This window comes from Agaribacillus sp. DX54 (assembly GCF_056858335.1).
The window spans coordinates 30,234-45,223 of the sequence record NZ_JBXEQE010000018.1; the positions used below are offsets into that span (position 1 = coordinate 30,234).

General features: G+C 44.5%; 10 protein-coding genes. All 10 read right to left on the bottom strand.

Annotated features, from left to right (window positions below):
• Positions 1-17: 17 nt before the first annotated feature.
• The 10 genes from AC04NP_RS18335 to AC04NP_RS18380 all read right to left on the bottom strand — a co-directional run bounded on the left by AC04NP_RS18335 (position 18) and on the right by AC04NP_RS18380 (position 14,857).
• Complete coding sequence (locus tag AC04NP_RS18335) at positions 18-767, bottom strand: DUF4129 domain-containing protein (RefSeq protein WP_482861382.1); 750 nt, start codon at positions 765-767, stop codon at positions 18-20.
• Positions 742-1,674, bottom strand: a complete 933-nt coding sequence (locus AC04NP_RS18340) for a hypothetical protein (RefSeq protein WP_482861383.1) — start codon at positions 1,672-1,674, stop codon at positions 742-744. Before AC04NP_RS18340 ends, AC04NP_RS18335 begins: the two co-directional genes overlap by 26 nt.
• A complete protein-coding gene (locus AC04NP_RS18345; protein WP_482861384.1) occupies positions 1,661-2,620 on the bottom strand; it encodes a stage II sporulation protein M in 960 nt (319 codons plus the stop codon). The genes AC04NP_RS18340 and AC04NP_RS18345 overlap by 14 nt, the downstream gene beginning before the upstream one ends.
• A gap of 435 nt (positions 2,621-3,055) precedes the next feature.
• On the bottom strand, positions 3,056-3,256 hold the full coding sequence (locus tag AC04NP_RS18350; RefSeq protein WP_482861385.1) for a hypothetical protein: 201 nt from the start codon (positions 3,254-3,256) through the stop codon (positions 3,056-3,058).
• A gap of 86 nt (positions 3,257-3,342) precedes the next feature.
• A complete protein-coding gene (locus AC04NP_RS18355; protein ID WP_482861386.1) occupies positions 3,343-4,848 on the bottom strand; it encodes a sulfatase family protein in 1,506 nt (501 codons plus the stop codon).
• A 73-nt stretch (positions 4,849-4,921) separates the two neighbouring features.
• The gene (locus AC04NP_RS18360; RefSeq protein WP_482861469.1) at positions 4,922-6,589 is read right to left on the bottom strand and encodes an arylsulfatase; all 1,668 of its coding nucleotides are present in this window, start codon (positions 6,587-6,589) and stop codon (positions 4,922-4,924) included.
• Entirely contained in the window at positions 6,570-8,291 is a 1,722-nt protein-coding gene (locus tag AC04NP_RS18365; RefSeq protein ID WP_482861387.1) for a sulfatase family protein, read from the bottom strand. The genes AC04NP_RS18360 and AC04NP_RS18365 overlap by 20 nt, the downstream gene beginning before the upstream one ends.
• Before the next feature lie 66 nt (positions 8,292-8,357).
• Entirely contained in the window at positions 8,358-9,872 is a 1,515-nt protein-coding gene (locus AC04NP_RS18370) for a sulfatase (protein WP_482861388.1), read from the bottom strand.
• The gene (locus AC04NP_RS18375) at positions 9,859-11,304 is read right to left on the bottom strand and encodes a RagB/SusD family nutrient uptake outer membrane protein (protein WP_482861389.1); all 1,446 of its coding nucleotides are present in this window, start codon (positions 11,302-11,304) and stop codon (positions 9,859-9,861) included. Before AC04NP_RS18375 ends, AC04NP_RS18370 begins: the two co-directional genes overlap by 14 nt.
• 19 nt (positions 11,305-11,323) lie before the next feature.
• Positions 11,324-14,857, bottom strand: coding sequence for a SusC/RagA family TonB-linked outer membrane protein (locus AC04NP_RS18380; protein WP_482861390.1), 3,534 nt, complete (start codon positions 14,855-14,857; stop codon positions 11,324-11,326).
• Between the last annotated feature and the right edge of the window lie 133 nt (positions 14,858-14,990).

Below are 14,990 nucleotides of genomic sequence, written 5' to 3' on the forward strand. Positions count from 1 at the left end.
AGACTCCCTGATAACCTTTATTGGGTATCAATAATTGCTTTAAAATCCTTAAAAATCACTTTTACGCGGTTAAACATATGCTGGCTGACCGGAAAATCCCCATACCACGCATAATCAAAATAATAGCTTAAATCCTCAAATGATGGCTTGATTTCAGGGGACGCCAGTTCTTGTTCATATTCATGGTTTGTTTTCCCCGGTTTCCACTGAATCAGGTCACGGTCAGCCAGCTTTTTCAAAGCATAGAGATAATACAGTCTAATCGCCTTTTTATAGTCCTTTTGGTTTATCGCCTCTTCTATCAAAGCTTCAAAATCCATTTGATGAATATCTTCCTCAACTACATCGAATTCAAGATTTCCCCTGTCCGACAACTTATAAAATGCTTTACTGATGTCGGCTCCGGCTACTTTTAGAATTGCGTATGCGATTATAGCACCAATGATGATATAAAACAATGTTTTAAGCCATGGCTGGCTACCGGGCACATCAGCGTAATTGCTAAACTGGCGCAATATCCATTGAAGAAGCCTTTGCAGCAGGTTTAATTTTAGCTGTGTAGCCGGCCCATAGTTAAAATCACCGTCTTTTTTAAACTCCCTGATCCTTTCATAGGGAAAAGTCCGGGAGCGCACAAGCGTGGTATCTGACTTCAGGGTTTTTCCCTCCTGAATATTTACCTGACTCTGTGACGACAAGGTGAATTCTGAAATAAACAGCAGCGGAACGAAAAAGCACAGTTTAATATTCCTCATTCTCTTCTTCACGCTGGACAATTGTTGACCTTTGAGCACCAAAAGAATCAATTTTTTGCATGAGCCCTGTCGATTCTTTTCTTTCCACCAGATTAAAATACTGAAATGCAATCCCAATCACGGGGATTATCATCAATATATAGTTTCCTACCATGTAAACAGCCGAGAAAAAAATGGTCAGTCCCTTGGTAATGCCTGAAGGCTCTTCAAAGAACTCGGTATTTCCGGCCTCCGAGATGTCGTGAAACAGCTCTGCAAAAGTAAAAATGTGATAAGGTATCAATAAGGCATACAACAAAACACCCCAGATAACCCAGCAAACAATATTGATTCCAAATGTACTCCACCACTTGCCGTTAATGATACTGATACACCGGCTCATGGCACTGAAGAATCCTTTTCTTTCCGCGATCTGGACAATGTAGATCAGCGACAAAGTCACAAACAAATAAATGCCCGGTAAAACAAAAAAAACCGTACCGATCAACACGATTACAGTGTATCCTATGCTGGAAATCAATATCATCAGGTAATCCTTTTTCACGCGTTGCCATACTTCGGAAGGCTCAATCTGGCTGCTTTGTTTTTCAAGATACAGGATTATGTATTCGTTGATAATCGTCACAATCAATGACATAGTGAGAATACTGAACAGCATGGTTAAAACAGAAACAGCTATTACCTCGGTAACCAGTTCACCGGTAGAGCCAAAAGGTTGCGAATTGAGGGAACTTAACCACAATACATTATTCTGGTTTAAACCCATTAACACGCTGGTAATAAGCATGAAGGGACCACCAATAAAAATGATACTGCGGAACAAACCTGTAAAATTAGCTCTTATGAACGCTATTGTAGCATTCAGCTTTTCCCCAAAATCCCTGGTTTTCCTCATTACGATGGGCTTACTCTGTGACATTTTTTCTAATTCTAATCGGATAAATAATATAATAATACAAAACAAAAACAGCAGAAATCACAATGATTGTGGCCTTGAAACTCCAATGCAGATAGGTGATCCTGGTAACAAACCCTTCCAGCAATGCAGCAAGCGTGATGACGGGAATCAGACCTATCACAATTTTTAATCCTTTTTTAATACCTATTTTGAATGACTGAAATCGTGAATAGGTGCCAGGAAATAGGATACTGTTACCTACTACCAGTCCTGCCGCACCTGCAATGATGATGGCAGATATTTCCAGAGTGCCGTGGGTCCAGATTGTGAGAAATGAAATCCAAAACAATCCTTTCATATAGAAAAAGTACTGAAAAACCCCAACCATGACACCATTGTAAAATAAAATCAGCACAGTTCCCACAGATAAAAACAATCCGAAGGCAAAAGTTTTAAGCATTACCCCGACATTATTTACCAGGATAATCAAAAACATACTCAGTTGCCCCATACTGCTGTAGATTCCCATTGGCTCCCCTTTTTCAATGTTTTCAAGTGTCGTGTTCACATATCCGTCGCCCAAAATTAAACGGGCAAAAGTCTGATCATAGTTGGCAGACAGTGCACCGATGATAGCGGGAATGGTAAAAAAAACAAAGGCATAAAGAAATTGCTTGTGGGCACTGAGATGAATTGCAGGTAACTCGCTCGTCCAGAATGTTACGAAACGGCTGGTCTTTTCTTTTTTGTTGCGGTAAATGGCATGATGGATTTTTGAAGCAAGGCTGTTCAGGTAAATGGTTGTCTGACTCTCAGGATATTGTGTTCTGGAAAAGGCCAGATCATTGGTAACACGGATAAATAAGTCAGCCAGTTGATCCGGATCCGCCTTGCGGGTATCTTCGATTATACGCTCAAATTCTTCCCAGATCGGTAAATTCTGTTTGACAAAGGCTGCCTCTTTCATTGATTTCAATAAACAACATTGCTGATTTAACCTGCTAAAAATTACAGGGCGGTAAGATAGATAAATATTAGGGATAATTCCTATTCACGAATCCATTTAAATGGTGAACTTTAGCCAAAATAACTACCCCTGTAAGGTACAGCAAGCTTATGCGCTCAATGATGAACAAAAAAAGAGTCCATTGAACCAAATAAATTTCCGTTTGAGCAAAAACGCTGTTCAATCAGCCTTTTAAGTAACCACTCAAATCAGATATATCCCTTCGGCCACTACCTTTTAAAGGATTAATTCAGGCGTTTTTCGTGGTATCACCATCCACAATTTCGGTTATTGGCTTGCCTGGTACCTTTGCAGTCAGTTAAAGAAACGGTCAACATTTTTACCGATAAAACCCCGGCCAGGGATTCGGATGGAAATACATTATGCACATGGCGTTTACACATAAGTCCCCATCGGTAGTCCCGCATCACCGGTCAGGTTGATGGTGGGATTACAATCATGTTTCCCCTGAGTTCCTCCGACCAGTTTTATCTGTATAATGATCCTTGCGATCTGCCGACGGGTTTTGACAGCCTGTGCAGACCGGTACCATCCCGGATGAGGCGTAATCCATGTAATAGTTGGCTTATTCCTCAACAAGTGCAGGGATCGGATCAAGCTACTGCTCCGGGAGCACAGTTTTGCAAGAGTCGCAAAACATTTGCGTAATGTTCGTGCTGTTTTTAAAAATCTCCTCTGGCAGACCGGATTATATTCCTGTTATCCAGCCAGTTATCTCTGTACCAGGTGACTTTTTTAAATTCATCTCCCAAATCCTTCATTTTTGTTTCCATGGCATCTTTCATGTTACGGTGGATACCGGCATAAAACGGATCACCGATAAGGTTTTTTGTTTGCTGGGGATCTTGCCGGTTGTCGAAGAGGCATTCTTTCCCATCAATCAGGTACCTGGCATAAGTAAACCGCTTATCCCTGATAGCGCGCCATTCGTGACCGTCACGCCACAAAAAGGTGTGTCCCATTCCCTGCATAAAGGCAAATGGCGGTTCGGGGCCGGGTTTTCCAAGGCATGTATGGCTCAGATCCATGCCCTCGACCTCACCGGGAGCCGTTAAACCGGCCAGTCCGAGCATGGTAGGCATCAGATCGGGGGTATTGATGGTAGCTTCCGAGACCAATCCGGCCGGAATTTGACCCGGCCAGCGAATAAGCAGCGGTATCCGGGCAGCGCTCTCATAAAAAGTAAGCTTAAAGACCCTGCCGTTTTCACCAAACATCTCTCCGTGGTCGGAAGAGAAAATAACGATGGTGTTTTCATCTATTCCCAGTTCTTTGAGTTTAGCCATCAACCGTCCCATGTATTCATCCAGGCTGGTAACCATCGCATAATAGACGCGTTTCATTTCGGGAATTTCCTTCATCCAGTATTTCTCCCACCTCTCAGGGTTGGTATTTCTGTCCATGTAAGGATCGGGCGTATCCTGAAAATTATCAGGTAACTTAAATGAGGTATCTTTAAACATTTCATAATACTTCTCCGGAACATTGTCTTTGCTCCAGGGGTCATGTGGAACACCAACGCTGAGAAACAAGGCAAACGGATCATCTGTGCCGGATTGCTCCTCTATAAAGTCCATAGCCATATCAAATTGTGCTTCAGGCTCATAAGGCTTATCATAGGTGTGCCTTACCGTATCGTCTCTGTAATAATAGCCTTTAAAATTCATATGGTTGAAATTATAGGCAGCCCAGTATCCATCAAAACCCATCCTGTAAGGCCCCGGAGGCGTGTAAGCTGTTTCCAGTTGGCCATGACGCCCGGCGATGTTGGCCCACAAATGCCATTTGCCAATGTAGCCGGTTTTATAGCCATTTTCTGTCAGGACATGTGCAATGGTTTTCTGATTAGGATTGAGCCGGAGTTCATTGATTACCATCCCTGTGCTCGAGGAATATTTACCGGTAATCAACGAAGCCCGGTGTGGCGCACAAACCGGACTGATCGAAACACAATTGGAAAAGTTAATACCCTCATTGGCCATGCGATCCAGGTTAGGGGTAATGGCTTTATAATTGCCCGCATATCCCATCATATCATACCTCAACTGATCGGCCATTACATAGATGATATTGGGCTTTGGAGGACTTTTCGCCTCTTCAGATAAGTGGTTTTGGCATCCAAAAAATGTCAGGATAAGCAGTAAAGCCAGCGTTGATTTTTGTATCATAATGTTATCTTTTTCTATAATTATTCATTACTTGAATTTCGGACCGATGACTAAAATGTTTCTTTGAAAATTATCAGTTTGGTTTTTTTTCCTTTCCTTTTTTAGGATAAACATGGGTTCGCCATGCCCATTCCTCCCAATCCCTTTGCAACGCCTCCGCCATTTCCGGATATTCGGCTGCAAGGTCCTTTTGCTCGATAGGGTCATCTTTTAAATTGAACAATTCCCACTGCTTTTTACCTCTTGTGAAAACCAGTTTCCAATTACCGTTTCTAACGGCCTTGTTCCCTCCGTGTTCCCAAAACATTTTTCTTTCCCGCAGTTCATCCCCGTTCCGAATAACAGGCAGAAGGCTTTGCCCCTCCGGGGGAACAATATCATGTTCATGATATTTTAAAGGATAATCAGCGCCGGATACATCCAGGCAGGTAGCCATTATATCGGGCAAATAACCCGGCTGGTTTAAAATTTCATTTTTCAGTTTTGTTCCTTCCGGCCAATGTACCACCAGCGGTGTGGCGATACCTCCCTGTAAAGTATAATGTTTGTACTTCCGAAAAGGGGTATTTTGCAAATTGGCCCATGATTTACCCACGCTTTGAAAAGTATTTTCTGCCCCCGGCATCACAGTGGGTGTGTTGGAAACAAGCACCGAATCACCGTCTTTGGTGTACCGGCCACCCATTAAACGCTGCAAAAAATTATACCAGCGCATGGTAATTTTTTCTGCGCAGCCACCATTGTCCGATAAAAACATGATCAGGGTATTGTCTTTCAGACCGGTACGCTCCAGGGCAGCCAAAATTCGGCCTACAGCCAGATCCATATGATACATTTGCGCAGCATATACTTCCATTCTCCTCAATTCCCACTCCTTGTGTTCCTCATCCTGCCACGCAGGAACAGATGGATCCCGTTGAGATAGTTTAAACCGGTCATCGACTATTCCCAGCTCCAGCATACGCCGGAAACGTTGATCCCTCAGCACGTCCCATCCCTCATTGAATTTTCCTTTGAATTTTTGAATAGAAGAATCCGGGGCATGTAATGGGAAATGTGGCGCAGTGAAAGCCACATAAAAGAAAAATGGGTTATCCCGACCGGAAGCCACATGCTCTTCAATGAATTTTTGGGTGTATCTGCCAATTTGATCCGTGTAATAAAAGCCATCTTCCACTGCTATCTGCTCATTACCGAGCAACAGTTCATTTGGTCTGAAGAAGTTTCCACCTCCTTCCAACGTACCGAAATACCGGTCAAACCCACGTTGAACCGGCCAGTTTCTTCGGTTTTTCCGGTCTCCGGTCAGGTGCCATTTCCCTGTCATGTAGGTACTGTAACCCGCCGTTTTCAACGCTTCCGCTATTGTGACACATTCAAAGGAAATTTCGCCCTGATAACCCGGATATATGGTGCTGTTTCCGGTCATTCCACCAAGTCCGGTCTGATGTGGATGAAGGCCTGTCATCAATGAAGCACGGGAGGGGCAGCACCTGGCGGTGTTGTAAAATTGTGTGAACCTGATGCCATTCTCAGCAAGGCCATCGATATTGGGTGTACTTATTTCTCCACCATAACAACTCAAATCGGAATACCCCATATCATCGGTCATGATAAGCAGTATATTTGGCTTTTGGATTTTTTTGGGAGAACAGCAACAGCAAAACATCAGTACCTTAATAGCTAACGCAATAGTAATTAATCGCGATTTATGATCTTTGCTACTCATAACCTGGTTCATATATTCCGGCATTTTTTAAAACTTTTACAGCGTGCCCTCCGGTTTTGCCAGGCCGGTCCCGATCAATCCGGGTCAGCCTCATGTACTCATTCAAATATCTTTTTCTATATTTTGCGATTTCGAGTGAATCCCCGAGTTCACGGCTCCAGGAAAACGGATCGTCGCTTACCTGACTGCCCCGGGCCTTTGATTTTCTCCAACTGACCAGCTTAGATTTCAATGCTTCTATCACCTGTTGATATTGGGCGGTTTCAGCCAGGTTATCATGGCACATAGGGTCGCTTTTAAGGTCATACAAGTCCGTTTCCTTCGAGATATGATGAATGCCCATCAACCAGTTATCATCCATAATAGAAGTCACCAGCGCACTTTCAATGACTACGAAGTCATTTACAACAGCTTCCGGGTCACGGAACATTTCAACCATACTTTCTCCCTCAGTAGCCATCGGATTTTGCTGACCAGCCAGTTCCATGAATGTAGCATATACATCGGCATGTGATGTGAAATGCCTGCGGATTCCCGGCTTCACAAATCCGGGGAACCAAACGACAAATGGTACCAGGGACTGGGTGGGGAAATGCGCGCCTTTATGAAGCATTTCATTATCGAAGAGGGCACTGCCATGATCTGAGGTGAAAATTATCATCGTGTTTTCCAATAAGCCTCTCCCTTCAAGTGCTGTTATCACTTCAGAGATCAACTCATCGATATAGGTCAGGCTTCCATAATGGGCAGCGCGCAATTCGTGGCGCATTTTATCTTTTTCAAGCGGCGGCAGGCTGTCATAATATTCAAACAGGTCGCCTCCGTATCCATACCGGTGCCTGGAGAAATCTATGGGCTTGGCGGCAAGCTCCCCTTTTACAAAATCACCATTCGGCAGGTTGTCCATGTTGCGGTACACCGCTGTCAGCCTGCCGGGCGCATTCCATGGGTTGTGAGGGCCGGTAAAAGATACCCACATAAACCAGGAGCTGTCTTGTTTCAGTACGCCATTTCTAATGGCCTCGATAGTTTTATGCGCGACAAAAGCATCGGGGTGGAGGCCTTCGTCCAGTGGCCAGTCAAAAAAACTTTGGCCCCTGGGCACTTTCCTGTCTCCTTTCAGATTTTTAATGTCTTTTCTGCTCGACCCCCTCTCTTCCAGATATCGCTCATAGTCATCATCCCTGTAATGCCTGTCTTTGCCCTCCTGGGTGATCCTGTGGTCGTAGTCATAGTCGGCCTTGAAAGGTGAAAAATGCATTTTGCCAATTCCCACAGTCTTATAGCCCAGCTTTTTCAGATCAGTGATCAAAAATGGTTTTCCCTCTTTTTTAACAGAGATACCGGTATTGTCCCACAATGAATGTGAATGAGGATAACTGCCTGTAACGATCGTTGCCCTCGCCGGCATGCAAATAGGACTAACACAGGAATGCCTGATAAAAACCGCTCCTTCCCGGCTTAACCGGTCAATAGTAGGCATTTTTAAAAACGGGGAGCCAGCCATGGGAACATCGACCCCCCGGGTGTAATCGGTCGTGATAAAAAGAATATTCGGCTTATTTGCCTCTTTTTTATGACACGAAGTAACCAGCAATAGTAACACCGATTTTATCAGAAAAGCACGCATCATGACCCTGCACCGCTGCTTTTTCCCGAACATGTGGTGTTCATCATGAAACAACCACCCCGATTCTCTAAAACTGATGGCCATATTTTAATAAGTTTTCAAATTCTTTTGTGAAATTTTTAGGTTTCGAAAATTCAATTTTATCATGGTTTACTTTTCCACAAGCATGAGGGCTTCTTTCAAATCTTTGAATTTCCTGCCCGGATCCTTTGCCTCGTCATACCTGGCATTAACCCGCGGCATGCCGGCATCGATTTCCTTCAGGTAGTCCTGCATAGCCTGGTGTAACACTTCCACGACATGAGGATGTTCACGATTCAGGGGCTTGTTTTCACCGATGTCTTCTTTGATATTGTATAAGCGCAGCTCCCCGGTTTCATAAAATTTATGCAGCTTGTAATCCCCTCTAAAGATGACAGTAGAGGGGTGTGAACCCTTGCTTAGCACATAACGGGGCCAGTGGAACACCAGAAAATCATGTGGACGGGATACCTGTCCGTTTCCTTCGTTTTTCAGGATGTTGCAAAGACTTCCTCCCTCGATCTCCGGAGAAATGGCTTTGATCCCTAACCATTCGGCAATGGTAGGGTAAAGATCATAGCCAACGACCCTTTCACGACTCAAAGTACCTCCCTTAACGCCTGGCCCGGCAATGAGGAAAGGCGATCTGATGCCGCCCTCCCATAAGGTAGCTTTCCACCCACGCAATGGCCCGTTTGTATTAGCGGGGTTTAACCCTGGAAAGCTACCATTGTCTGCCAGATAGATGATGTATGTGTTATCCGAGATCCCCAGCTCCTTTACTTTATCCATAATCATGCCTACCCCTGTATCCAGATCGTAGGTCATGGCGGCATGGGCAGCGTGGTCGTGTCTGGTCCCTCCGGGTAATTCTTCAAAAGTCTTTAAGGTAGATGGCAGGTTTTCGATGTACTTGTGGGTGGCATAATGGGCCAACATCATAAAAAATGGCTTGTTTTTCTCTACATTTTCTTCGATCCAGGAAATTCCCCGCCGGGTGATACCAAATATATCCTTGGGGTTTTGGGGATATTTCCTGTTTCCCTCGCCGTTTCCTGTTGAGCCGTCGCTTACATCGTAGCCGTGATTTTCAGGACCGCCTCCTTTCATATGCCACTTGCCGAAGTGTGCCGTGGCATATTCAGGCCTGTGCTGTTTAATTAATTCGGCGATCGTCACCTCATTATCAACCAAACCGTTAATGTGCCGTGGCCTGATCAGGCGGTTGGTGGTATTTTCATTGCCACCTACCCGGCCTATTATATCAGTGAAATGCAATTTCGCCGGGCTTTTGCCTGTTTGAATGCTGGCCCTGCTGGGTGAACAATTGGGATGCGGCGCATATCCTTGCACAAATCGCATCCCCGCTTCTGCCAGTTTTTCGAGGTGGGGTGTCCGGTTAAAATCACTGGCTGATTCGGGTATTTGATCATCCATCAACACGGAGGTGGCGCCCCAACCCTGATCATCTACCAGAATGAGTATGACATTGGGGCCGGTTGCCGCTTTCGCCGGGCCGGATAACCTGGTCCCGGATATCACACTTTCGCCCGCCATCCTGTGCCAGGAGCATATTCCCCAAAAACAGGACATGTATATAATCCATGAAGGTATAATCATCGCGCCGATTTTAAAAAATTTCATCCAGTGGATTTTGCACTGAAATTCCGCCAAAATTCATCTCATCATCCGGTATTTGCATGATAAACCGGTAAGATCTGGCAGGGATGTTAACCGGATCCCTGGCATCTCCTGCTTTCACAAGATCCAACTGATTTCGCAGTAAATCCCAGAAAACGAGGCCTTCAGAGTAAAGATCTTTTCGTTTTTCTATCCAGATCGCTTCCAGCAATGCTGCCTGATCGGTGGTGTTTGTAGGGTTTTCAACCAACCGGGTATTTTGCAATTCATTTAACAATGCCAAAGCCTGCGCTTCATTACCATCTTGTCTTGCCAGCGCTTCTGCCTCAATGAGAAGCATTTCCGCTGCGCGCATGACGATCATGTCCCCCAAAAAGTTCGAGCCATCATCCCTGAATTTGTCCGAAGCCCATCCCGAATTTATCTCTCCGGCAGATTTGAACCAAAACTGATTTCTCGCATCCGTGTCATCAAACAGGTCAACAAAGCTTTCATTGACCCTCAGCGTTTCAGCTCCGAAAACTGTGCCCGCAGGCCGGTGGTCATTGATGTTCCACCTGGAAAAAAGGTTTGTGGTCTGGATGTTATCATTTTCCGTTTGTCTGAATCCCCAGATCCATTCGTCGTTGGCTTCATCGAATCCCGACTGGTATTGTTCCGGTGTCATGAGTGTGTAACCATTTCTGGCAGCATTGGCATGGCTAGCGGCTTCGCTCCAATTTTCCATGGTCATGTAAACCTGGGCCAAAATACCATTCACTACATCCTTATTGATAAATTCAATGCCGGGGCGCGACCAGTTTTCCAATTCGACCAGGGCACCATTCAGATCTTCCAAAATTCTTGCATATACATCACTGACAAGCGCCCTGTCATTTTGTTCCCTGTCGGGAGTGGCCCGGTCCAGATAGATGGGCACCCCGGGCTCATCGCTGGCAATGCTGTATGTTTGCTGGAAATACCTGACCAAATTAAAATATGCATACCCCCTGATGGCAAGTGTCTGGCCTTTGACAGAAGCCGCCAGTTCCGGCTGGCCGGAGAAATTATCCACCTCCGAAAGAATAATGTTACAATTATTGATCAGCCGGTAATGATATCCCCAGGTCTGGTTAGCAAAAGTACCGGCGGATTCTGTTCTCACCGACAAAAATATGCTGCTGAAGTAAAAGCCATTTCCTATTTCCCTGACCCATAAATCGGGGGAAGCGGTGAGATTATAAATTTGCATTCCGGCTATACCCGCATTCATTCCGTTTGGATCGGTCAACATAGATCTGTAAATACCGTTAAGTACAACCTCCAGTCCCGATAAATTATCAAATAGCTGTTCTTCCGAAACATTAACCGTTGGCTGTACATCCAGGTACTCCTTACAAGAAAAACCCAACAGCAATGAACCGGAAATAACACATAGATTAATTAACTTTTTCATTTTCCTGAATTTTCGTGAGTTAAAATTGAAGATGAACACCGCCGGTAATTGTTTTTCTGATACCCCAGTTATAGTCACTGGAACCATCAAAACCTGCAATTTCGGGGTCGGTACCACGATCTGCCGCATTTCCCCAGGTGAATGGGTTTTCAGCCTGCATGAATACCCTCAGACTGGTCAACCCTATGTTGTCGGTAATTTGGGAGGGGAAGGTATAACCAAGGTTTACGGTCCGCAGTCTTAGAAAGTCATTATCGAACATGTACTGGTTGGAGCTGCGTCCATTGTCGGCAAAGTTTACATGAGAAGGTCTCGGAATGGTTGTATCGCGATTTTCAGGGGTCCAGTGATTATCCCTGTAAAAGTCGATCAATCCGAATGCATTTCTCATATTGATATTTTCCCGGAAAGCATTATCCAGCATAATGCCCCCTAAGCTGTAATAAAACATAAATGAAAGGTCAAATCCCCTGTATTTTATTGTGCTCGATACACCTCCGAACAGGTCGGGGAGTGAGGACCCCTGAAAATCATGGTTAGGTTGGTTGTTGACCAGATTCCAGGCATTTGTCGGCGTTCTGCCGATCACATTTCCTTCATTATCGAATTCTTTCAAAAACCATGTATTGTCGCCGGTTTCCGGGTCGACACCTGCCCAGGTAGGTGTCCAGTATTCAAAAATAGACCTGCCTTCAACCCATCTTCTTAAACCTACTAAAACTTCACTCTCAGGTAATTCAAGGATCTCGTTTTTATAGTGGGTTGCATTAACAGAAACAGTCCAGCTAAAATCCCTGTTATTGAACACGTCATAATGGAGATCAATTTCAAAACCTTTATTCTGAACTTCGGCGATGTTATCATTGACCACAGTGATACCGAAAGATTGTGGCAGCGGCCGTTGAAATAACAGATCATCGGATGTTTTGATAAAGTATTCTATATTTCCATAAAATCTGTCAAAAAGCTCAAATTCGACACCGACATTCAACTGAATATTTTTTTCCCATCTAAGGTTGGGGGTCGGGAGCTTTTGCTCTATAGCGCCTGGATTTTCATAGAAGTTGTAAGAGAGGTCATACAAAGCCTGATAAGCATAAAGGGCGATTTGATTATTAAGCGATGTTTGATCGTTGATAGCGACCTGATCATTACCGGTGGTTCCGTAGCTGGCCTTTAATTTGAGATTGTTGACAAAGATTGCATTATCCATAAAAGCTTCTTCTGACAATCTCCATCCTGCGCCCACAGACCAAAAATTACCCCACCGGTTTTCCTCGGAAAATCTGGATGAACCGTCGGTTCTGTAGCTGGCACTTAAATAAATTTTGTCACTATAATCATATTCCAGGCGTGAAAAGGCACTGACCAGGCGATAGTCCGTTTCGAATGAACTGGCTGTAGGTTCTGCAGAGCCCGCATCTAACTCAAAAAACCCGGGAACGGCAAATACCTGCTTGGTGCCTGAAAGCCGGTCACGATTCCAGGAAAATAATTCGTTTCCTGCCATAATTGTCAAACCATGCTCTCCAAAGCTTTTTTTATACTCCAGGAAACTGTTGAAAGTGTAAGCGAACCGGGCCAGGTTTCTTTTAAGGGCAAAACCCTCGGCCCTTTCAATTCCCTGCACCGGAGATATGTACTGATGCCTGTTAGATACGGTATAATCAGTGATGATATTTGTCCGGAAATCCAATCCATCGATAATATTTACATGCAAACCGATTTTATTAATGATCTGATTTCTATTATTGATGTTAAAGGCATAAGCGTCCGGTTCCCCGGGAGCAATGGAAAAATCAAACGGATTAGCCCCACCGAAAAACCGCCTTCCCGAATAAGACTGAGCACCCCCTTTTTGTAAGGCCCTGTTGCCAAAGACATCGGTAAAAAACTCACCGGTTTCATGGTTAAATTCATAAGGATGTATCGGTGTTGGAACCGTTCTGATAAAGCGGGCAAACTCACCCGGATTATTCTGGTCGGTCCGCAAATAAAATAACGAAGCCTCTAAACCGATTCGTTCGCTGAGCTTTGAGTTGAGGTTAAGTCTGGTAGACCATCGTCGAAAATCCTGGTTAAAATATTGACCCTTATCATGCAGATAAGAGGTCGAGGCGAATAAATTGGTATTTTCAGATAGCCCTGTGGCTAAATCAAAGGCATATTCCTGCCTCAGCTTGGGTTCGAAAATATCGTGCCAGTCATATTCATACAGCAGCTCGGCTTCAGGTTTTATTCTTCCATCCAGCCCCACCGGATCATCCATGTTCCAATTGCTCCGGTACTGTCTCTCATCACCCAAAAAATTGGTGTGCGGCCTGGCTATAAAAAACCTGTCTGTCACCCTGTCGGAGGCATTTTGTCTGGCGGCATCATCAGACAAACCCCTTTGTAAATTATCATAATAAAAACCTTCCCAGACGGCCTCATACTGATCTGCCGCATCCAGTTTATCGGGCAGTGCTACGGCAAAGTCCGACGTCCCCCATGTAGCCCTGAAGTTGATCACGGTTTTGTTAGGCTTGCCAGACTTAGTGGTAATCAAAATCACCCCATTGGCGGCTCTGGACCCATAAAGGGAAGTGGATGCAGCATCTTTCAGGATTGAAATGCTTTCTATTTCGTTGGGGGCAATACTGCTTAATGGTGCCTCGTAAGGGCTCCCATTTACAATGATCAGGGGTTGATTGGATGAGCTTAAAGAACCGAAGCCTCTGATTCGAATAGTGGCGTCAGCCCCGGGCTGACCTGTATTGGCAAGCACCTGGACCCCGGGACTTAAACCCTGTAAGGCGTTACTTATATTCGAGGAAGCAGCTTGTTGGATTTTTTCCGGCTCTATAAATGCCGCAGAACCGGTAAATGCAGATTTGTTTGTGGTACCATAGGCTACGACTACCACCTCTTCCAGTTGCGTTAAATCAGGAAGCAATGTAATGTCTATTACTTTCCTGTTGCCTACAACAATCTCTTCTTTGATATAGCCTATGGCACTGAAGGCCAGCACTGACTCATCGGATGGCACCGAAATATTATATTTGCCGTTGTAATCAGTAACGGTACCCAGTGAGGTACCCACCAGCAATATATTAACACCGGGAATGCCTTCACCATCCACATCTGTGACCGTCCCGCTGACCTCGATTTCCTGATGGATTATTTCGATAGCCAGTTCTTCCTTTTTTTCTATCTCACTGACGTTAATCATCCTGTTGATTTGTTTGAACTTCAGATTGTACCGTCTTGAAAGTTCGATTAATACGTCAGCAACAGAGGCCCGACGGGCCTTTAAATTAAACGTCTCTCCGGTCTTTATGATCCTTGAGTCATAAATGAAGTCATAATTTGTAGTCGATTCAATGGTCTCGAATACTTCAATCACGGAAGCGTTGATGAAATTTGCGTTGATTTTTACTTCTCTTATGCTTTTCACCTTCTGTGCATTGCTTTCTCCGGCGATCAGGGCTGATAGGAAAAAGCATTGTAATACATATCCTAGGAATGAGTAAAATGTCACAACTTTTAAATAGTGGTAAAAAGATTTTTTCATACATTTGAGGTCAATATATTAAACAAACATTGAGCGCTTTAGCATAATCCGAGCGCCAACTTGCAATTATGCTGAAGCAAAAAGAGGGGCTTTCATATGTAGGGCTCCTCTACATTTAAGGGCTATTGATATT